Here is a 22941-nt window from a genome sequence, read left to right as displayed (position 1 = left end):
TTTATCTTTTAAGGGATTTTTTTATGCGAAGAAAACTTTTTCTATTCTAAAATTTTAATTTAGTCCTTATTTCTGTTTTAGTAAAGGACTATTTTTAAGATCATAAAAAACTCCCTCGTGTGCGTGAGGGAGTTTTTTTATTAATACTTTAATTATTTTGCTTCACCGTAGAAAGCATTTAAATATAATTGTTTGATATCTTCGATTAATGGGTAGCGTGGGTTAGCCCCTGTACATTGATCATCAAATGCATCTACTGCTAATTTATCTACTGCTGCTAAGAAATCAGCTTCTGATACGCCACATTCAGAGATACTCATTGGAATATTGATTTCAGCTTTTAATTCATTGATTTTATTTAATAATGCTTGAATTTTCTCTTCATTTGTACGTCCTGTTAATCCACAGTACTCAGCAGCTTTTGCATAACGTTCGATGGCTTGAGGAGTTTCGTATTGAGGGAATGTTCCTTGTTTGAATGGTGCATCTGTTGCATTGTATTTAATAACTTCGTTGATTAATAAAGCATTTGCAATACCATGAGGAATATGGAATGCTGATCCTAATTTATGAGCCATTGAGTGACATAATCCTAACATTGCATTAGAGAATGCCATACCTGCCATACATGATGCATTAGCCATTTTCTCTTTCGCTACTTTAGCTTCTGCCCCACCATGGTAAGATTCTGGTAAGTAATCGAATACTAATTTAGCTGATTCTAATGATAATGGAATTGTGTATTCAGTTGCTACTGTTGCTACTAATGATTCTAAGGCATGAGTTAAAACGTCGATACCTGAAGCAGCACATAATCCTTTTGGCATTGATAACATTAACACTGGGTCAACAATCGCCATTGTTGGTGTTAATTCGTAGTCAGCTAATGGGTATTTTACTCCTGTTTCATCATCAGTGATAACAGCGAATGGCGTTACCTCAGAACCTGTACCAGCTGAAGTTGCGATACATACTAAGCTAGCTTTTTTACCCATTTGAGGGAAGCGGAAGATACGTTTACGAACGTCCATGAAACGCATTGCTAAGTCTTGGAAGTTTGTTTCTGGGTGTTCATATAATACCCACATGATTTTAGCTGCATCCATTGCAGATCCTCCACCTAATGCAATGATTGTATCAGGTTTGAATTCAGCCATGGCTTGAGCACCTTTTTTAGCATCTGATAATAATGGATCTGGATGTACATCTGTACAAATTGTATATTGAATTCCGTATTTATCTAATTCATCTGTTACATGTTTTGTATATCCTAAATCGAATAATACTTTATCTGTTACGATGAATGCACGTTTTTTACCATCAAATTTTAAATCTTCTAATGCGATTGGTAAGCATCCAAATTTATAGTAAACTTTTGCAGGCACTTTGAACCAAAGCATATTCTCTCTCCTTTTAGCAATTGTTTTAATATTAATTAAGTGTTTAGGTCCAACGTTTTCTGATACTGAGTTATTTCCCCAAGACCCGCAACCTAATGTTAATGATGGTGCTAAAGCGAAGTTGAATAAATCTCCAATTCCTCCGTGTGCAGTTGGTTGGTTGATTAAGAATGTTGTTGTACGCATACGAGATGCCATTGCTTGAATGTCAGCTTCTGCACGTAACTCATCTGCATAAATGGCTGATGTATGTCCTAATCCACTGTGTTCTACTAATGTATAGGCCATTTCAACTGCCTGTTCATGGTTAGTTGATTTGTACATTGCTAATACAACTGATAATTTTTCATGAGCGAATGGCTCTTCTAATGAAGTATCCGTTACTTCACCTACTAATACTTTAGTATCTTTAGGGACTTCAAATCCTGCTAATTCAGCGATTTTCCATGCAGGTTTTCCTACAATTTTAGCATTTAATGCTCCGTTAACAATGATTGTTTCACGAACAGCATCTAATTGTTTTTTATTTAATAATAAAGCTCCACGTTTTTTAAGTTCAGCTTTAACATTTTCATAAATTGATTCATCAACGATGATTGATTGTTCTGACGCACAGATTACTCCATAATCAAATGTTTTTGATAATAATAATGAGTTAACTGCCATTGGAACATTACATGTTTTGTGGAAAATAACTGGTGTATTTCCTGCCCCTACCCCGATTGCTGGTGTTCCTGAAGAATAAGCTGATTTAACCATTCCTGGCCCACCTGTTGCTAAAATTAAATCTACTTCTTTCATAACTGTATTTGTTAACTCGATACTTGGTTCGTCAATCCATGCAATTAATCCTTTTGGTGCTCCAGCTGCTTCGATTGTTTCACGAATTACTTTTGCTGTATAGTTTGTACAGTTTTTAGCACGTGGATGCGCAGAGATAACGATTGCATTACGAGTTTTAATAGCCATTAAACATTTGAAACATGCAGTTGATGTTGGGTTTGTTGTTGGAATAACCGCCCCAATTACTCCTACAGGTTCTGCAACTTTTTGGATACCGAATGATAAATCTTCAGATAAAACTCCACAAGTTTTTTCATCACGATATTTATTGTAAATATATTCAGAAGCATAGTGGTTTTTAATCACTTTATCTTCAACTAATCCCATTCCAGTTTCTTCAACTGCCATTTGAGCTAACGGAATACGTAAATTATTGATTGCCATTGCTGCTTTATAGAATAATTCATCTACTTGCTCTTGCGTAAATTTAGCAAATTCTCTTTGTGCTGCGCGTACTGTTTCAAGAGTTGACATTAATTCATCTACATTTGTAATTTTATTAGTCATTCCGACTCCTCCTCAAGATTGTGAATACATTCACTTACTTACAGTTGTAATTATATTACATTGTGAATTATTTGTCTAATGAAAACGTAATGAAAGCGTTTATTATTTCACAAAATAGTAATTTTTAGGTCAAAAAACGCTTTTTGTAACTGTTTTTATGGAATATTATTGAAAAATTAGTCTAAAAAACCATTTAAAGTCTGATCTTTATTAACTGAAAATAAAAAAAGCTAAAAGAATTTCTTCTTTTAGCTTTTTTTTTAGAATAAATCATTTAATGCACAAACGGCATTATCTTCTAACTCAATCATTTCTCCGGCACGTACTGTGATAATTTCTGTTTCATCAATACATTTTTGCACTAATGATTCGAAATCAAAGTTTTGTTCAAACTCAATACATTTTTCTAATGAAGGGTTTGTTGCAGGATGTTCCGGAACAAAGACCGTACAGCAGTCCTCATATGGACGAATTGAAATATCATAAGTATCGATGTGTTTCGCAATCTCAATAATTTCATTTTTATCAAGTGTCGCAACTGGACGAATAATTGGCATATTCGTAACCGCATTGATGGCATACATACTTGCTAAAGTTTGTGAAGCAACTTGTCCTAAGCTTTCTCCATTTGCTAAAACTAAAATTTCACGTTTTTTAGCGATTCCTTCAGCAATACGATACATCATACGACGCATAACTGTCATGGTATAGCTATTTGGAATGTTTTCATAAATAGCTGTTTGTAATTCAGTAAACGGAACAACGTGTACGTTAATTTCATCTACTGGCGCATAATGTGCATTTTTCTCCATTAAGTCTAATACTTTTTGTTTTGATCGAACTGATGTATACGGTGGTGATGCAAAGTGAATCGCTTCAATTTCAACTCCACGTTTTTGCATTAAATATCCCGCTACTGGGCTATCAATTCCACCAGAAATCATTAAAAGACCTTTCCCACTAATTCCAACAGGGAATCCACCTAATCCTTTAATATGTTCTGCCATGATGAATGTTCCTTCACGACGAACCTCAACAAATACTGTCACATCTGGATGATGAACATCTACCGATAAATGTTCAGTATTAATTAATAAGTGAGCTCCCACTCCACGTGAAATTTCACCTGAAGTCATTGGAAATTGTTTTTGAGCGCGCTTTGTTTCGACTTTAAATGTTGTAGGAACTTGTGGCATTTCTTTAATAATCTCTAAAGCTAATGCTTTCATAGCATCAATATCATTTTCACAACGAGCACATAAGCTATATGACTGTAATCCAAATACTTTATCTAATTGCTCTGTCACTAATTCTGGCGCCGTTCCATTTAAAATAATATAGAAACGATCACGTGTGATTTCATACGTAATGTTTTCTAACGAACGACATTTACGACGGATAATACGGTGTAAGGCATTTTTAAAATACTTACGATTCTTTCCTTTAATTGATAATTCACCATAGCGAACTAATATACGGTCATAAATCATTTCATCATTTCCTTCCTCATTTGTACAACGACAAGTTTTAGTGCATTTATGAATTGTGTCGCTTCTTCAAGTGTTGACGTATTAGCAAAGCTTAATCGTACGCTATCTAAAGCCACCTCTTCACTAACTCCAAGTGCTAGTAAAATTCTTGATGCTTGAGCAGACTTTGACGAACAAGCTGATTTAGCAGAGATATAAACATCATGTTCCTCTAAAGCATGAACTAATGTTTCCCCTTTAATATTCTCAACAGCAAAATTAATAATGTATGGTGTTAATTCAGGATAGCAGTCATTTACCGTTACTCCGTCCATCGCTTTTAATTCTTTTACTGTATAGTCATATAATGATTTAACATGATTATAATTTGCATTTAAAGGTTCAATCGCTAATCGCAAAGCTTTGGCTAAAGCTACTGCCCCTGCTACATTAATCGTTCCTGAACGAAGGCCATACATTTGATGACCACCTGTAATTTCAGGAACAAGTTTTAAATATTGATTCATTACGAGAGCTCCACACCCTTTTAAGCCATGAAACTTATGAGCAGATAATGATAATAAATCAATATTCATTTTATCCATATCAACAGGAATTTTCCCTACACTTTGAACAGCATCAACATGAAATTTTATTTTTGGATATTTTTTAATTAATTGTCCAATTTCATAAATTGGGAAAATCATTCCCATTTCATTGTTAACATGCATACAAGAAATTAAAATCGTATCTTCACAAATTGCTTCTTCAATTTGTTTTAAAATTTCTGTTTTAGATTTTTTTACATCAATGAAAGTTACGCGAAAACCTTCTTGTTCCAGGTCTTCGGCTGTTTCATAAACTGAGGCATGCTCCACTGGGGTTGTAATGATATGACAACCACGATTTTTATAGGCATGACAGACACCACGAATGGCTAAATTATTACTTTCTGTTGCACCAGATGTAAAAATCACTTTATGTTGCTTAGCATTCAATAAAGATAAGGTTTGTTTTTCTGCTTGAATTAATAGTTGTTCAGCACGAGCTCCAAAGGCATGAAGTGAGCTTGGGTTTCCCCAGAAGTTCTGATTAACTTTTGTAAAAGCTGTCAACACTTCTGGATCAACTGAAGTGGTCGCGCTATTATCTAAATAAATCATGGTCATTCTCCTTCCGACATAAACATCTCACGCCCATTTTAAACGTCCATTCTTACTACTAATCTCACTATAAATTAGTGTATTTCACGTTTCGACATTATACCACATTTATGATAGAATCACAAATGACGATTTTCGTAAACGTCTATGATAAATAAAATGGTCATTCTATGATTTGTTTACATTATAAAATATGAGGAAATAAGGAGCTTTGCGAGAAAAAAATTAATTTCCTCCACTACTAACATATGTTGTCTTACGGAAAAAATCTCTCTTTATCGTTATTATCTCCCACTTAGACTGAATTATTTCCATTTCACTACTTCAATCGTTTCAAATAAAAAAGACTATCTATCAAAGTTATCCTCCTTGTATAGATAGTCTCCCCATTTACTTTCTATAATAAATAACAATCTAATTCTTGTTTAAACTGATCAAATGTAAAATCAAACGCTGAACCTTCTAATGTTTTAATTAAATCTTTCATGTTATGAATCACTGTTTCATAATTTCCTTGTCTGAATTGATCTTCTGCAATCGTTAAATCGACCACGTACATGCCTTCACGGCCAATATAACGATGTCCATAAACCATTAAACGCTCTGCTAATTTTAATTGCTGAACCTCTTTTTCAACTTTAAAACTGAGCATTTGAATCATATCCTCAGCGGTTTTTAATTGCTCCTCAATCGCCGTAATATTAATTGGCATTTGCCCAATCGTCTCAAATAATGACATCATCATTTGATTCGCTGAGCCCATCATTTGTTTTATCTCGTCATTCTTAACTGGTAACTTCACTTGTTGATAGTATCCTTTTAAATCATTAAAGGCTTTTAATAACTTAAGCGCACGTTGACGAGCCTCTTTTTCCCCCGCATATAAGTTTTCAATTTCATGTTCAAATATGTTTAACTGTTGTTCAATCTCATCCATTTGATTTAAAATCTCATCTAACTCACGACAAAGAATTGAATTGGCCGTTTGTTTTTGTTGCGCATTTTTTTCTAAAAATTCATATTTATTCGTGATAATTTTAACCTCATTTAAAATGAAATTAAAGTTATCTTCATCTTCTTCAGGTAATGTATAATTTGATTTGATATTATCATAACGTTGACTTAAATGATCGGCCTGTTTATTCATTTTTGAAATGGACTCTTTAACTTCTTTTAATCCAGCCGTTAAAGAATCTTGAATCTCTAATTCCTTTTTCATGAATGTAATCATTTGTTTCGCATCTTGACTCATTTCCATCAAGCGTGTTTCGATTTGCTCAAATTCAAACTGTTTAATTAAATCCGTCATTTGTGATAACTGTTCTTTATAAATCGATATTGTTTCTTCAATTTCTAAATGTTTTAAATAGACACCTGACTGTGTTAAGTTTTCATAGCTTTTTAAAACATCTTTTAATAAAGGTCGAATCTCAGTTTTAATACTCGTTAAATAAATCGGTACACGATCAAAAATAATCGTTACTTTTTCCATCTCTATTTTAATCGTCGCAATGGTTTCATCTGCTACATCATAATTACAATCTTCCATACATTCATTAAATTTAAAAAATAAACTTTCAATGTCTTTAAATAACTGTTTAATTTCTTCTTTAAATTCAGTAAATTGATCAATTTCCCCCTCATATTGAATCTTTAACTGTTCAAAGTGTTCTTTTAACCCTAAGACGTTTGAACGACTACGTTCTTCTGATTTTTTTAACTCTTTAATTTCATTTAATAAACCCTCAACCTCTTGATTGAGCCCCTCTAATTGTTGATGCGTCTCCTCTAATAATTCATCAACCTCGGAAAAGCTACGTTGTGACACCAACTCTTCCGCATAAATAATTTGTTCCGTGACAGTAATAAATTGTGCTTCTAATTTCCCCCAACGTTGTTCCCATTGTTGCACCATTTTTACAATGCGTTCACTCTTTTTTGTACTGCGTAACTTTGCTAACTCAAACGGTACCGTCTTATTAGATATCTCATGTTTGAAATAATCAAGCTCATCGATTTTCGTATAATACTGTTTCTTCTTTGAGACAATAATGATTGAATATAATAATACAGTCACGAGAACAATGACCATTACAATCAAGAGTATTAACTTAAAATCTCCCATAGTATCCTCCATCACGATTATTAATAATTATTTTTTATCTTACAATAATATCATAATTTAATCAAAAAATCCTATTCTTTCTATGTTTTTCTTATATTTTTTGTTATAATTTTCTCCAACTTATAGATTAAATCTCAGGGGGAATTTAAGATGTTTCAAAAAGAAGCTTACACTGGAACTTTAGAAGAAAATTACGAACTCGTTTTAGCACAATTAAAAGCTTTAATTGCAGGAGAATCGGATTTAATTGCAAACCTCTCTAATGCATCTGCCTTACTAAATGTATTTTTAGAGGAAATTAACTGGGTCGGATTCTATCTCGTAAAAAACAACCAACTCGTACTAGGACCCTTTCAAGGACTACCAGCCTGCATTCGTATTCCATTTGATAAGGGAGTTTGTGGTTATGTTGCAACAACAAAGCAAACTGCATTAGTTCAAAATGTTCATGAATTTGTTGGCCATATTGCTTGTGATAGTGCAACCAACTCTGAAATTGTCGTTCCGATTATTAAAGATAACGAATTAATGGGGGTCCTTGATATTGATAGTCCGCTTTTGAATCGATTTTCAAAAACCGATCAACATTACTTAGAAAAATTCGTTCAAATTTTGGTTGAATCACTTATTTAAACCTTTTTTTGTAGAGATTAAATGGTAAATGTATGAGATAGGGATTTTTTGTTGACAATACAAATGAAAGTTGATATTATACTTGAGTGCGTATATTAAAGGCAGCTGTTTATCAGACTATAACGTTTAGATTAAACCTCAGTAAAGCTTGGCTTGGCTGATGGCATATCGTATAACCTTTTGGCTGCAAAGGCGAGGATATGAGATTTTAATCTATCTTATAGGTAAAGATAAATTTTCTCCTTTTTTGATATGCAAAATCAAATTTCTTACAAATTAAAGGAGGTATTAGCATGGCTCGTTATACTGGACCAAGCTGGAAAATTTCTCGTCGTTTAGGATACTCTATCTTAGAAAACGGAAAAGAATTACAAAAACGCCCTTATGCACCTGGGCAACACGGACAATCTCGTAAAAAAATCTCTGAATACGGATTACAATTACAAGAGAAACAAAAATTACGTCATGCTTATGGAATGACTGAGCGTCAATTCCGTCGTACATACGATAAAGCTGGTAAATTAGCAGGTAAACATGGTGAGAACTTCTTATACATGTTAGAATCTCGTTTAGATAACTTAGTTTATCGTTTAGGATTAGCTGCGACTCGTCGTCAAGCTCGTCAATTAGTAAACCACGGACACATTACTGTAGATGGAAAACGCGTTGATATTCCTTCTTACTCAGTAAAACCAGGACAAACAATCTCTTTACGTGAAAAATCAGCTAACTTAGCTGTAGTTAAAGCGTCTTTAGAGGCTACTATCCACCGTCCAGACTTCGTAACTTTCGATGAAGCTACAATGACAGGAACTTATGTACGTTTACCAGAACGTTCAGAAGTATTCGCTGACATCCACGAAAACTTAATCGTAGAGTTCTACAGCCGTTAATCTTTAATGGCTCATTAAAAAAGACTTCGGATTTTCCGAAGTCTTTTTTTTATTTTACTGGCTCATATAATTCCTGTAATAAAGCCATAAAAATTTGAACGCGTTTACTCAAAACAACGCCATCTTTTGTCACGTAATAAAATAATCGTGATAATTGATATCCCTCATCTTCTAAATACTCAATTCCCTCAAACTTTTGTTTCTTCATTAACGTTGAAGTAAAGGTAACTGAGGGTTGCTGTCTGAGCGTTTCTTTAATAATATAGTTACTCCCCAGAATAATTCGACGATACGGTGTAATTCCATAATTCTCTAAAAAGAAATCAGTTCTCTCTCTCGTCCCTGATCCTGACTCTCGTAATAACCATACTTGCTCATTAAAAAACTGATGATAGTGTTCTGGATTGTTTGGAGGAACTAAACTACTCGTGTAGGCTACTTGTAGCACATCCCGATAAAATGGGACTCGATTCAATTGATCACTTTCTATCTCAGTTTCAACTAACCCAATCTCAAGCTCTAATTGATTCACTTTATTTAAAATAGACTGACTATTTTCAATGGTAACTTCAAAACTGAGGGCAGGATATAACTTAGATAACTCTCCAAGAATAGAAGGTAGCAGATACTCTCCAATCGTCAAACTAGCTCCAATTTTTAGGGTTCCTTTAACTTCCATTGCGTGTGATTTAATTTCATTAATCATATCATCATACTGATGAACAATTTCTTTTGCACGTTTAAATAAAATTTCCCCATCTGATGTTAATAAAAAGTTTTTTTCTTTATTAGATCGCAAAATAAGTTTGGTATCAAGTTGTTTTTCAAGTCCTAAAATATGCAAACTAACTGCCGGTTGTGATAGGTTTAACTTCTTTGCCGCCTTTGTAAAGTTCTGATTTTCGACTACCTGAATAAATGATCTTAATTCATCAATCATATTTGACACCTCTATTATTATTTTTACTTATTGTTAGCATTATAACAATTAATTTTACTTATAATAAGACCTGTTATATACTAATAACGTAGAACTTAGATGAAGGAGCGTTTTAAATGAAAACTCGAAACTTTATGCAACAAAAGTTTGTAAACGTTAAAGAGCTATTACCTGGTCTTATTGTCTGCATTATAATCGGGTTAATTTCCAAATACGTTGGAACCTTTGTTCCAGCACTCGGAGGTGCGACGATTGCGATTTTACTCGGCCTATTACTTGGGAATACAGTTTTAACACATAAAAGCTTCTATAAAGGGGTTCGTTTTTCAGAATCTAACTTACTTTCTTACTCTATTGTTTTATTAGGCGGAACTTTAAGCTATAAGGTTATTTTACAATTAGGTGTTTCAGGTGTTAGTTTCATCGTACTACAAATGATTTTAACCATTATTTTTTGTATCCTTGTTGGAAAAAAACTTGGATTCTCAGAAGATTTCCGCTTATTAATGGCAGCAGGTAACGCTGTCTGCGGATCTTCAGCTATTGGAGCGACCGCACCTGTTATAAAGGCAAACGACGTGGATAAATCTATTACGATTACATTAGTTAACTTAACTGGAACCATCTTAATGATGATTTTACCCTTTTTAACCTCTATTCTTTATGGAAATGAAACCATTAAATCATCAGCTTTAATCGGAGGAACCTTGCAATCAGTTGGCCAAGTTGTTGGAAGTGGTTCAATGGTTAACCATGATGTGTTACAATACGCGACCATCTTTAAAATTGTCCGAATTATTTTCTTAGTATTTGTTATTTTATCATTTGCTAAACTGAAAAAAGATGAAGAAAACCATGAAGCAGAATTACATCATCAACAACCAAAAGCAAAAATTAAAATTCCATGGTATGTCATTGGATTCTTTATCATGTGTTTCTTATTCAGTGTTGGAATCATTAATGAAAATATATCACATGGATTTAAACAAATTAGTAACTATTTAGAAATCTTTGCATTGGCCGGAATCGGAATGAGTGTTAAATTCAAAGATTTAATGAAAGCAGGCGTCAAAAGCGGGATTTACTGTTTATTAATCGGAATTGCCCAAATTATGATCGCCGTTGTTTTAATCGGGATTTTACTATAAAATTTTTTAAGGCACCTCATGGTGTCTTTTTTTGTTATCTTATTATGAACCTACTGACAGATAAAAAAGTTTTTATTGTCCTTTTCTTTCTCAATTGATACTAGTCTTAACGGCAATGGTGGCTGTATTTATTTTTTTCTTCTGACACTAAACGAAATCATCACATAAAAAAATCCGTTTAATCAAACGGATTCTTTCTAATGAATCTTTCACGATAGATGGATTTGAGTCGGTATGACGACCCTTTATAGGGAGAACCTAACCTCTCAAAGAGAGAAATCCTCCACTGTTAGGGTGATTCGTTAAAGATTTTTACGCTATGAAAAACTTAACGCTACTTATATATTTTAGTCGATTCGATAATTGAGGAATCCCATATTCATTTCATGATTTCTTCTTGTTAAATCTTGCTTACTTTCAATCTGATTTGACCAGCTCACCGCATAGTTCAATTCAATAAATCCAGCTAATGATACTTTGAAATTTGTTTCCCAAAGATTATTCATCGGCCATGAGTAAAGTTCATAGTCAGTCGCCTTCGTATACTTAGGATGATATAATTTTTTTGCATTTTCATATCTTAAGGGGGACGTATAAATTAATGGGGTGTCCGGCATGGCGATGCTCATTCCATAACTGCCTTTTTTTAATCCAACCCCTTCTTGAACCAAGTAATAATCACAATTTGTTCCCAATAATTGATCTTTCTTCAATTGAACAGTACATCCTGTTTTCTCTGCAAATAAGTCCATTTTTTGCTGATTATAAGCAAAAGGTAGCGCAACGTAGAGACTTTCAGGATCCCAAACACTCATCTTGTTTAGAATAACTTGAACCTCAACTTTACAAATATCATGATAAATTTTAAGCTCGACCTTTGCGAGTGTTGTTCCCTCTAATTCTAAATCCAGTTGAATCTTTCCATAAATCTCTCCTATTTCATTGATCGTAATCTGTTTAATGTGTGCATAATATACCTCATGATTTGCTCCACGCATATTCCGCCCGAGTCTTGAACGCACGCTATATTGATCCGATGTCGTTTGAGAGTAAGCTTTTGAACATTCATAAATAGGCATAAATGCACCTGTTTCAGATGAGGGATCTAGCAATTCCACCTGATTTACTTTATCATACCAACTTATAATTCCATGTTGTTTGTTCCACGAAATTCTTACATGCCCATTCTCATAGGTCTGATCATACTTAATAACAGCTCTTTTATCCTCGTATAAAAATATATCATCATACCCTTGGACACAGGCTGATTCATTCTTAATTTTGATATAATGCACTGGATGCTCTCGTCTTTCCACCCAAAAGGTTCGTTCTTCATTCGCTTCTAATGTGGCAATAAAATGGATTGCCTCTCCTCTTGGCTGACGTTCAATTTGAGTGGCATATTCATTTCCTAAATCATCAACGACGACATTAATCAAATTTGAAGTTTCCCAGTAATCTAAAAATAATTTTACACACTCGGTGACTGTTCGCGAATGAGGATTTATCACTTTAAACTTTGGCTCTCGATTTGGTTTTAAACTCGTCATCCCTCTTGCCTCCAGAACATTTAAATAATTTCTAATCGCTAATTCATGCGCACGTGCAGCATACGATGATTTTTTGTAATCCATTAGGTTAACCAGTGAATTCCAAGGATTTGTAATCGAAGCAGAATGTCCCCATGTATGTTCCGCATACAACATTAACATTTCTTCACATTCATTAACTAACTTGTTGTCACACAGATTTTCATCTATCATCTTTGTCATTTGTAATAAACGTTGTGCTTCTTTATAGACTTTTACCGCGTTTGGTGTACTTCCTACACCAAACGCCCACCAATCTGGCCAATCCCCTCTATACGTTTGGATTTCAACCTCACTCGCCCTGACACGATCAAATAATTCCTCAAGCGTCGACATCTTAATTATAACTTCATGCGAAAAATTCTCATTCCACCACTGTACAAATTCCAATACCTCAAGATTAGCTGAACTATTATCCGTTGGGAGTCCATGAACGGTAATCGGAACAAAGTTATATTCATAAGCTTGATCCTCTAATGATTTAAGGTATCGATACATACGTTTATGCCCATATTCTTTTAATTTATCTTGCGTAAAAGAATCTCGAAGTTCATCCTTATGAACATATGATCCTGTTGCTGTTTTTACAATCCCAAACTCATTCCCAAAGTGATAATGCTCCCCATTCCAGACTAACACTTTATTCCCCTTTTCGGACTCCCAATAAAAAGGCATTAACTTCCTAAATAAAGGATACATTCCATGATGAGTATGAACACAGGATAATAAATTTTCAATTCCATTCTCAGCTAGTGCATCAACAAATCCCCAAGAATAACCGTTAATATCGGCTGTCATGGCACATCTAACCTCTTTTTCAATGCTCTTTCCATAATCAACAGATTTTTTGATTTGATTCTTTAATACCTGGTCATCAATTAATTCTGTCATATTTAAATAGCTTCCCGTCAGTTCAATTCCACCATTTTTCACACATGTTTCAAAACGCTTTCTCCATGATTCATCAACTCTTCTTAAAAAAGTTTCAACACCCCAAAAGGCCTCACATACCCATTTAAAATCTTTCTCTTTTCCCTGAACTCTTAATCCCTCTAAAATCTCAATGACTTGTTTAATAAAGTTCACATGATAAAACTCAATCACTTCTTGACTTTGCGTATATCCAATATCAGTGTGTGTATGATGAATTAATAAAACTTCCCATTTTTTCGTTAATTTTATTTTTGACATATCAGTTCGCTCCTTAGCCTCTTTGATAGATACATTTTTTTAATATTATAAATCCCTCTAACACTCTCTCTTTTCATTAAGCGCTATCTCGAATATAATCTTATTATAATAAACTATGGTAAATATCAAATAATCCAGAACGAATAAAAATTTGACCTATTGTGCAAGGAGCTATTATGGGAATTGATAAATTTTATATCTTTAATTTAGTATCAGATATTTTAATTCAGGAAAAATTCGGTCGCTTTGTGATAACCATTAAACCAGATAGTCTATGTAAATTTGATCAGATCTCTCCAACTAATAAGGTACACCGTCACGATTACTACGAACTTTGTTTTGTGATTGAAGGAACAGGAGAATATCTTCATGGTGACAAACTTTATAATTTAAATAAAGGCGATATTTTTATCTGTAACCCTCTTATTGAACATGAGATTAGGCTCAAAGCTTCCATTAATGGAACTTATTCATCTGAGCTTTATTTAATCTTTTTTGTGATTACCCTTGATTACATTCATGCTATTTCACCTACTCATTTTCCCTCTATTGAAGAAAAAATTCTTCATTCTTTTACTCAGCAGCATGAAATAGTTGTTCATCATTGTGATCACATGTTTTCTTATATCGATTTTTTAATGAACCACATCGGGCCTAATACGCTAAATAATTATGGCATTTACAATATGATGAAAACAATGGCCTTCGAGGGTTTATCTTTATTATGTTCCAGTCAAAATAGCCATCCTCTCGATGCGAATCGCTATCCAAGTGAATTTAATCAATTGCTCATGTTTATCGAAAGTAATTTAAATAAACCCATTACCATTCAAGATTTAGCTAATGCTTCTTATATGTCCCATCGAAATTTACATTATCTCTTCAATAAATATGTCCACAAAACGCCAAAAGAATATATTAATACTCGTAAGATTAATCTCGCCAAGCTCTATTTACGAATGAACTATAAAGTAGGCGAGGTTGCCTTACTTGTTGGAATTCAAGATGTGGGTCAATTTAGTCGTCTCTTCAAAAAACAATGCGGAATTTCTCCTAAAGCCTTTCAACAATCAAAGGTAAGTTAATTCATAAAAAAAGAAATCGTGAAAAAATTAAACTTTTCTCACGATTTCTTTTTTTTGACTAAACGTGTTTAATTAAGAAATATTTCTTCTTACCACGGCGGATGACTGTAAACTTACCACCAATTGCATTTTCTTTTGATACAATAAATTCTAAATTATTAACTTTTTCTCCGTTAATTAAGATTGAATTATTATTGATGAATTCACGTGATTCACGTTTTGAGCTAGCCGCTTTAGCAAACACTAAGGCATCCACTAAGTTAAGATCTTCAGCTAATTCAACTGATGGAACATCTTTGAATCCAACTTCGATTTCTTCAGCAGTTAATCCTGCAAGGTTTCCACTGAATAAGGCTTCTGTAATTTTTAAGGCTTGTTCGTAAGCTTCAACACCATGAACTAAAGTTACCACTTCACGTGCTAATACTTTTTGTCCATGACGTAAATGTGGTGCTTCTTTAAATTCTGCTTCTACTGCTTCAATTTCTTCTTTTGTTAAGAATGTGAAGTATTTTAAGAATTTGACAACATCTTCGTCAGCTGTGTTGATTAAGAATTGGTATAACTCATATGGAGATGTTTTCTTACGATCTAACCAAACAGCTCCACCTGCTGTTTTTCCGAACTTTGTTCCATCCGCTTTTGTTACTAATGGCATTGTTAATCCAACTGCTTTTTCTTCATGTCCTAATTGTTTACGAATTAACTCAAGTCCAGAGGTAATATTCCCCCATTGATCCGATCCACCAATTTGTAACACACATTTTTTGGTTTCATATAAATGTTTGAAATCCATTCCTTGTAAAATCGTATAAGAGAATTCAGTGAATGTCATCCCTTTATCTAAACGTGAACATACAAGGTCTTTCGCTAAAATATAGTTAACATTAAAGTATTTCCCAACATCACGTAAGAAATCAAGCATATTAACATTTGAAGTCCAATCATAATTATTTACGATTTCAGCACCATTTGCTTCAGTCTCATTGAAATCTAAGAATTGAGATAATTGTCCTTTAATACTGTTAGACCATTTTTCAACTGTTTCTAAATTACTATCTGGACGTTCAACCGAACGACCTGATGGATCCCCGATTAATCCTGTTGCTCCTCCTACAAGAGCTAATGGTTTATGCCCTGCTAATTGGAATCGTTTTAAAATTAAAATCATTAATAAATGTCCAATATGTAAACTATCTGCTGTTGGGTCAAAACCACAGTATAACGTGATATTCCCTTTCTCAACTAACTCATCTAAAGCATCAAAATCCGTACAATCATTAATTAACCCACGCCATTGTAGGTCTTTTAAGAATTCATTTTTCATTTCATTCACCTCTTCAACAATATTTTGAAAGATATAACTTAATCAGCAGCCTTACAATGCTTCAAGCAATCAAATAAATGGATCGAAAACCCTCAGGACAAGTTGCACTAAGCTCTTATCCTAAAAATGATTCATTCCTAGTAGTAGGGCTCAGCTACACCTCGCCTAGAATATACGGATAACACACGCCCGAGGCGGTGTATAGTTCAGCTAAGTCGCTAACGCGACTAGCTGAGGACAACTAACAGCCCTTCGTGGGAATATCTAATCTTCGCAAGATATTCCAAACACTCAGGATAAGTTGGACTAAGTAATCGAAGATTACTAGTCCAACTAAAAATCCCTCCACTCTACGTATTGTAGAATGAAGGGACGATTATAGTCGCGGTACCACCCAACTTGTTAGATCAAAAAGGTTTTGATTTAACCACTTGATTTGATAACGGATTGTTTCCGGTTCATTTGAACATGCTCCAAGATTGTAATTCGATTTCATTATTGCCTTAGTTCTCACCGTCCACTAAGTCTCTGATACTGCATTTCAATGATTTCTACTGTGATCTTTTCATTGCATTATTATTTATCTTTTGACTGGATTATAACAAAAGCAGTCGAGCATTGTCAACCTTATTTTGTTGTATTACGCCATACAAATGAGTGAGGTAACGTGATTTGTGTTTCTGTTACTTCTTCCTCTTTCATTAACTTCGTTAATAAACGCATCGCAACTGCCCCAATATCGTATGTTGGGATATTGATTGTACTTAATTGAGGACGTGACATAATTGCATATTTTGTATTTTGGAATCCGATAATTTCTAACTCATCTGGCACACTAATTCCATGTTCAATGGCTGCATTCATAAACATAACAGCAACAGAGTCACGAACAGCTAAGGCTGCATCAGGTGCTTGGTTATTGGCAAAGAATTCTTTGAATGACTCTAATGAGTTTTCAAATTTATTGTATAAACCTAAGATACGTGGTTCAAGTCCCGCTTCAGCTAAGGCACGACGATATCCTTGTTCTTTTAAATCATTCATTGCATAATATGAACTTGACGTAATAAAGGCAATATCTTTATTTCCATTCTCAATTAATTTTTTAGTTGCTTCATAAGCCGCTAATTCATAATTAATTAAAACGGCTGGGATACGCTCATCTAAATCTTTAACTGATAATAAAACCGTTGGCACTGTATCATTTGCTAAACGTGTAATTTCCTCATCACTTAAACGATCGGCCATCATTAAAACACCGTCTACTTGAGAAGCAATCATGTTCTGCCAAACATTTGCTGCAATATCTAATTCATTATGTGTTACATTTAAGAACACTGAATAACGATATTTATCTGCGATATCAGCCACTCCATCAATCATTTCTGATACTGATGCACGAGAACATGTTGGAACAATTAATCCAACGTTTGTTGAACGACGACTTGCAAGTCCACGTGCAATCGCATTTGGACGGTATCCTAATTCATTGATTGCAGCTAAAACACGTTCACGAGTTTTTGGCTTTACTTTTTCTGGGTTATTTAAAACGCGAGATACTGTTGCTAGTGAAACATCCGCAACACGTGCCACATCGTAAATCGTTACTTTTGACATAACATCACTCCTAAATGTAAATTTTTCCTGTACCTATTTATCATTTTACCTTACACACTTTTCGTTTGCAAGCGTTAACATGCCCTTTATATTTCGATACATAGACAATTTTAGCGAAAATAAAACTATTTCGCAATAATATAATGAAAATTTTCATAAATAAACCGTTTGCTTTTTGAAAACTTATTCTATTATAGGCAGGAATGGGTTTTCATATTCTATTTTGAAAGATTTTTATAAAAATCATCAAATTCTTCCAAACTCATTTGTTGCGCAGCATCCGATAAAGCAACGCATGGATTCGGATGAACCTCTGCCATGATTCCATCTGCTCCTACCGCAAGTGCCGCTTTGGCAATCGGTAATAAAATATCCTTACGCCCTGTTGAATGAGTAATATCAACAAATACTGGTAAATGTGTTTCTTGTTTTAAAATTGGAACTGCAGAAATATCTAATGTATTACGAGTTGCTTTTTCGTAAGTACGAATTCCACGTTCACATAACATAACATTTGGATTTCCATGCATTGTAATATATTCAGCAGCATTAATGAACTCTTCAATCGTTGCACTTAAGCCTCGTTTTAATAGCACAGGTTTATCGATTTGCCCAACTGCCTTTAATAACGAGAAGTTTTGCATATTACGTGCTCCAATTTGAACCACATCTAAATAGGGTAAAGCTTCTTCTAAATCTTTTGCATCCATGATTTCACTAACCACGCGTAACCCATATTTTTTTGCTGTTTCCGACATAATTTTCAACCCTTCGACTCCTAAACCTTGGAAATCATATGGCGATGTACGTGGCTTAAATGCACCTCCACGGATGTATTTTAAACCTTTGTCTGCTAAATTCTTAGCCACGAGCTCCATTTGTTCTTTTGATTCAACGCTACATGGACCAAAAATCAGAGTTTGAACATCACCTCCGACCAAGTCACCTTGAACATCAATCACCGTATCATGAGCTTTATTTTTTCGAGATACTAATAATCCTTTTTGACTATTATCTTCTTGTAACTTCACACTCAACTTAAAGATTTCTTTAAAAATATGAACCATCATTTCATCCGTCATCGGTCCATTATTTTTAGCTTTTAAACTTTCTAAAATTTGATGTTCACGAATGGGATCATATTTTTTTAATCCTTGTTTATCTTTTTCGCGTCCTACTAATTCTACAATAGCAGTACGTTCGTTTAATAACTCAAGCATTTGTAAATTAATTTCATCTATACGATCTCTAAGCTGTTTTAGATTTTGATTTGTCATGTTTTCACCTCATCTGTCATTACTATTTCTATTATAACCAACTTTTCTGTTTTTTGAAAACTTTTCACTAATATTCTCATCAAAATAAAAAGAAACAAGTCGAAACTTGTTCCTTTTTAGGTTTTGATAATTATCCGCGTAACACAGCATCATGTTCTGCTGTTAAAGCATCTAATACTTTTTGATGTGTTGGTTGTAAATCTTCGTCTGTTAATGTTTTTTCACGATCTAAGTAGTAAAGTGAAATCGCAACAGATTTCTTACCTTCTTCTACTCCCTTACCTTCATAAATATCGAACACTTCAACTGTTTGTAATAATTTATTAGCAGCCTTTTTAATCGTTTGAACTAGGTCGTCAGCTAACACTTCACGATTTACCACTAAGGCAATATCACGAGTCATCCCTGGATGTTTAGCGATGATTTCATATCCAGGTTTTGATGTTTCTAATCCGTATAAAGCATCTAATGATAATTCAAAAACATATGTTTCATTTAAATCTAATTCTTGTTGTAAGGCAGGGTGAACTTGACCGACTACTCCAACTGTTACATCATTTACTAACACAACCGCACTACGTCCTGGATGGAAGTCTTTATATTCCGTTGCATCAACTGGACGATAAGTAACATTTAAATGACCCATTTCAGTTAATAATGTCTCAACATATCCTTTAGCTACAAAGAAGTCAACATTTTCAACTTTTCCTTGCCATTTATTTTGGATTAATTGTCCCGTTACCGCACCTGAAATTTTCGTTTCTTCTACGTAATCCCCTTCAGTTTGTCCGTATACTTTACCAATTTCATAAATTGCAACATTAGCCATTGTACGAGCATTGTTGTAACGAACGACTTCTAATAATCCTGGAATTGTTGATTGACGTAAGTAAGCACGCTCTTCACTCATTGGCATTGATAACTTAACGGTTTCTTTTACATCTGCTGGTAATGATAAGAATTGAGTCGCTTTTTCCTCACTTGTTAATGAATACGTAATCACTTGTGTTAGCCCACATGCTTTTAACGTTTCATGAGCACGATTACGTACTAATTGAATTGGTGAATATCCACCTTTAATATCTGTTGAAGGGAGGGTTGTTGGGATTTTATCGTATCCATAAATACGCCCCGCTTCTTCAATTAAATCTTCAACAATTGTAATATCTAAGCGTCGAGATGGCACATGAACTGTGAAGACTTCACCATTTAAATCATAAGTAAATTGTAAACGAGACCAAATTGATGCCACTTCATCCGTTGACATGTTTGTTCCTAAAACTGAGTTAATTTTTTCGGCTGTAATCTCAATGTCAACCGCTGTTAATTCAAATCGATCATCTGCCACGATTCCTTGGCAAACTTCACCATTTGCAAGCTCAGCTAATAATGAAGCTGCACGATTTAACGCTAACTCGACACGTTGAGGATCAATTCCCTTTTCAAAACGAGCTGACGCTTCAGAACGTAATCCTAAGCGAGTTGCTGTTTTACGAACTTGAAGACGATCAAACATTGCAGATTCTAATAAAACAGTTTTTGTTTCATCGGTAACCTCTGTATTTTCTCCCCCCATTACGCCGGCAATCGCAATTGGCGTTTTTCCGTCTGTAATGATGATATCTCCTTCAACCAATTCACGGTCTTGACCGTCTAACGTTTTAATTGTTTCACCATTAACAGCTTCACGTACAACGATTTCTTTTGACGTAATCGTCTCATAATCAAATGCATGTAATGGTTGTCCCATTTCTAACATGACGAAGTTTGTGACATCGACTACGTTATTTTTCGGACGCATCCCTGCTGCGATTAACATCGCTTGTAACCATTGTGGAGATTCCTTAATTTCAACATTTTTCACCACGCGTGTTAAATAAGCTGGTGATTTTTCTGTGTTAGATGTTACTTTGATTAAATCTTTAGCTGCTTCTGCTACTTCGTTAACAGAAACCTCTTCAAATTTAACCTCACGTGATAAAATAGCTCCAACTTCGTAAGCCACTCCATACATAGATAAACAATCCATACGGTTAGGTGTTAATCCTAATTCAATGACCGTATCATTGAATTTTAAATATTCTAATGCATCCATTCCAACCGGTGCATCATCCGCACAAACGAAGATTCCTTCAGCATAAGCTGTTGGAACTAATTTTTGCTCAATTCCTAATTCTTTTAATGAACAGCACATTCCGTTTGATTCTTCACCGCGTAATTTAGAACGTTTAATTTTAAAGTTTCCTGGTAAAACAGCTCCTGGTTTAGCGACAATAATTTTTTGTCCCGCAGCTACGTTTTTCGCTCCACAAACGATTTGAAGAACCCCTTCTTCTCCTCCAACATCTACTTGGCAAACCGATAATTTATCGGCATTTGGATGTTGAACACGTTCTAAAACATGACCAATAACAATATTTGTTGCATCTGATAAGATATTTACTGATTCTACTTCGATTCCTGTGCGTGTAATACGCTCTGCTAATTCTTTTGGATCAATATCGCTAATATTGACATATTGATTTAACCAATTTACTGAAACTAACATGTTATAGCCTCCAATTCCTATTAAAAATGTCTTATTTAAATTGATTGATAAATCTTAAATCATTTGTATAGAAGTTACGGATATCTTCAATTCCGTATTTAAGCATTGCAATACGTTCTGCTCCAATACCAAAGGCAAATCCTTGATATACTTTTGAGTCAAATCCAGACATTTCTAATACGTTTGGATGAACCATACCTGCTCCTAAAATTTCAATCCATCCTGTACCTTTACAAATGTTACATCCACATCCACCACATTTTGAGCATGTTACGTCCACTTCAACTGATGGTTCAGTGAATGGGAAGAATGATGGGCGTAAACGGATTTCGCGATCTTGACCAAACATTTGACGTGCAAGTTCAAGTAATGTTCCTTTTAAATCAGCCATTGTTACATCAGTATCAACTACTAATCCTTCAATTTGTGTAAATTGATGTGAGTGAGTCGCATCATCATCATCACGACGGTATACTTTACCTGGACAGATAATTTTAATTGGACCTTTTCCTTTCGCTGCTTCTAAAACGCGTGCTTGAACAGGTGATGTATGCGTACGTAATAATGATTCTTCTGTAATATAGAATGAATCTTGCATATCACGAGCTGGATGACCTTTAGGTAAGTTTAAAAGTTCGAAGTTATAATGATCCCATTCAACTTCTGGTCCTTCTTCTACCGTATATCCCATTGAAATAAATAATGATTCTAATTCATTTGTCACCGCCTGTAATGGGTGCGTTACTCCAATGTTTACTGTACGACCTGGTAATGTCACGTCGATCGTTTCATTTGCTAATTTTTGTTGAATCGCTAAAGCCTCTAACTCTTCTTTTTTTGTTTCAATCGCTGCTGAGATTGCATTTTTTACTTCATTTGAAACAGCTCCTGCACTTTTACGTTCTTCAGGTTGCATATCTTTCATATTTTTCATTACTTCTTGGATTGGACCTTTTTTACCAAGATATTTAACACGAAGATCATTTAACTCTTTTAAATCTGTCGTATTTGATACTTCATTAATTGCTTCGATTTGTAACTCTTTTAATCGATTTAGCATGACGATTCCTCCAAACTTATTTTTAAAAAATAAAAAAACGTCCTTAAAAAAGGACGTTTCACACGCGGTACCACCTTTATTGACAAATCATTGACTTGTCCACTCAAAACAGATAACGGGGAGTTC

Annotated in this window: 15 protein-coding genes and 2 other annotated features (1 of these 17 running past the window's edge); of the genes, 4 read left to right on the top strand and 11 right to left on the bottom strand. The window is 34.2% G+C overall.

From position 1 onward, the window contains the following. Positions 1-152: 152 nt before the first annotated feature. From adhE to J6D32_RS07435, 4 genes are all read right to left on the bottom strand, one after another. The gene (gene adhE, locus J6D32_RS07450; protein WP_287467489.1) at positions 153-2750 is read right to left on the bottom strand and encodes a bifunctional acetaldehyde-CoA/alcohol dehydrogenase; all 2598 of its coding nucleotides are present in this window, start codon (positions 2748-2750) and stop codon (positions 153-155) included. A gap of 260 nt (positions 2751-3010) precedes the next feature. Further along, positions 3011-4240, bottom strand: a complete 1230-nt coding sequence (gene thiI / locus J6D32_RS07445) for a tRNA uracil 4-sulfurtransferase ThiI (protein WP_006785358.1) — start codon at positions 4238-4240, stop codon at positions 3011-3013. After that, a complete protein-coding gene (locus tag J6D32_RS07440) occupies positions 4237-5382 on the bottom strand; it encodes a cysteine desulfurase family protein (RefSeq protein ID WP_009607150.1) in 1146 nt (381 codons plus the stop codon). Before J6D32_RS07440 ends, thiI begins: the two co-directional genes overlap by 4 nt. Positions 5383-5779: 397 nt before the next feature. Then, positions 5780-7507 (bottom strand): septation ring formation regulator EzrA, encoded by a 1728-nt coding sequence (locus J6D32_RS07435; RefSeq protein ID WP_006785356.1) that lies wholly within the window; start codon positions 7505-7507, stop codon positions 5780-5782. A gap of 150 nt (positions 7508-7657) precedes the next feature. Between J6D32_RS07435 and msrC the strand changes: the two genes are divergently transcribed. Together msrC and rpsD are read left to right on the top strand one after the other, a co-directional pair. After that, positions 7658-8140, top strand: coding sequence for a free L-methionine (R)-S-oxide reductase MsrC (gene msrC / locus J6D32_RS07430; RefSeq protein WP_009607152.1), 483 nt, complete (start codon positions 7658-7660; stop codon positions 8138-8140). Positions 8141-8433: 293 nt separating this feature from the next. Continuing rightward, positions 8434-9033 (top strand): 30S ribosomal protein S4, encoded by a 600-nt coding sequence (gene rpsD / locus J6D32_RS07425; RefSeq protein ID WP_009607141.1) that lies wholly within the window; start codon positions 8434-8436, stop codon positions 9031-9033. 49 nt (positions 9034-9082) lie between these two features. Here rpsD and J6D32_RS07420 read toward each other — a convergent pair whose 3' ends face one another. Further along, positions 9083-9973 carry a LysR substrate-binding domain-containing protein gene (locus J6D32_RS07420; protein WP_006785352.1) on the bottom strand — a complete coding sequence of 297 codons (891 nt, stop codon included), beginning with the start codon at positions 9971-9973 and terminating at the stop codon, positions 9083-9085. 116 nt (positions 9974-10089) lie between these two features. Between J6D32_RS07420 and J6D32_RS07415 the strand changes: the two genes are divergently transcribed. Next, the gene (locus tag J6D32_RS07415) at positions 10090-11121 is read left to right on the top strand and encodes a YeiH family protein (RefSeq protein ID WP_006785351.1); all 1032 of its coding nucleotides are present in this window, start codon (positions 10090-10092) and stop codon (positions 11119-11121) included. Between the two features lie 347 nt (positions 11122-11468). Here J6D32_RS07415 and J6D32_RS07410 read toward each other — a convergent pair whose 3' ends face one another. Next, on the bottom strand, positions 11469-13901 hold the full coding sequence (locus J6D32_RS07410; RefSeq protein ID WP_006785350.1) for a glycoside hydrolase family 38 N-terminal domain-containing protein: 2433 nt from the start codon (positions 13899-13901) through the stop codon (positions 11469-11471). A gap of 176 nt (positions 13902-14077) precedes the next feature. Between J6D32_RS07410 and J6D32_RS07405 the strand changes: the two genes are divergently transcribed. After that, positions 14078-14986: an AraC family transcriptional regulator gene (locus tag J6D32_RS07405; RefSeq protein ID WP_132942669.1), complete on the top strand. Its 909-nt coding sequence runs from the start codon at positions 14078-14080 to the stop codon at positions 14984-14986. Between the two features lie 58 nt (positions 14987-15044). On the opposite strand, the gene tyrS is transcribed toward J6D32_RS07405, so the two are convergent. The 5 genes from tyrS to pheS all read right to left on the bottom strand — a co-directional run bounded on the left by tyrS (position 15045) and on the right by pheS (position 22815). Next, positions 15045-16313 carry a tyrosine--tRNA ligase gene (gene tyrS, locus J6D32_RS07400; RefSeq protein WP_006785348.1) on the bottom strand — a complete coding sequence of 423 codons (1269 nt, stop codon included), beginning with the start codon at positions 16311-16313 and terminating at the stop codon, positions 15045-15047. Positions 16314-16678: 365 nt separating this feature from the next. Then, positions 16679-16891: a binding site (T-box leader), on the bottom strand. 49 nt (positions 16892-16940) lie between these two features. Continuing rightward, the gene (locus J6D32_RS07395; protein WP_006785347.1) at positions 16941-17930 is read right to left on the bottom strand and encodes a substrate-binding domain-containing protein; all 990 of its coding nucleotides are present in this window, start codon (positions 17928-17930) and stop codon (positions 16941-16943) included. Positions 17931-18148: 218 nt separating this feature from the next. Further along, a complete protein-coding gene (locus J6D32_RS07390; protein WP_009607146.1) occupies positions 18149-19207 on the bottom strand; it encodes a bifunctional 3-deoxy-7-phosphoheptulonate synthase/chorismate mutase in 1059 nt (352 codons plus the stop codon). 130 nt (positions 19208-19337) lie between these two features. Beyond that, positions 19338-21755, bottom strand: coding sequence for a phenylalanine--tRNA ligase subunit beta (gene pheT / locus J6D32_RS07385; RefSeq protein WP_006785345.1), 2418 nt, complete (start codon positions 21753-21755; stop codon positions 19338-19340). A 31-nt stretch (positions 21756-21786) separates the two neighbouring features. After that, positions 21787-22815, bottom strand: a complete 1029-nt coding sequence (gene pheS / locus J6D32_RS07380) for a phenylalanine--tRNA ligase subunit alpha (RefSeq protein WP_006785344.1) — start codon at positions 22813-22815, stop codon at positions 21787-21789. A gap of 46 nt (positions 22816-22861) precedes the next feature. Next, positions 22862-22941 (bottom strand) — a binding site (T-box leader); it runs 126 nt beyond the window's last position.

It is taken from the genome of Turicibacter sp., assembly GCF_017941855.1.
Lineage (GTDB): Bacteria > Bacillota_I > Bacilli_A > MOL361 > Turicibacteraceae > Turicibacter > Turicibacter sanguinis.
Note: the sequence above shows the minus strand (reverse complement) of the source record. Positions and strands in the feature narration are given on the sequence as shown.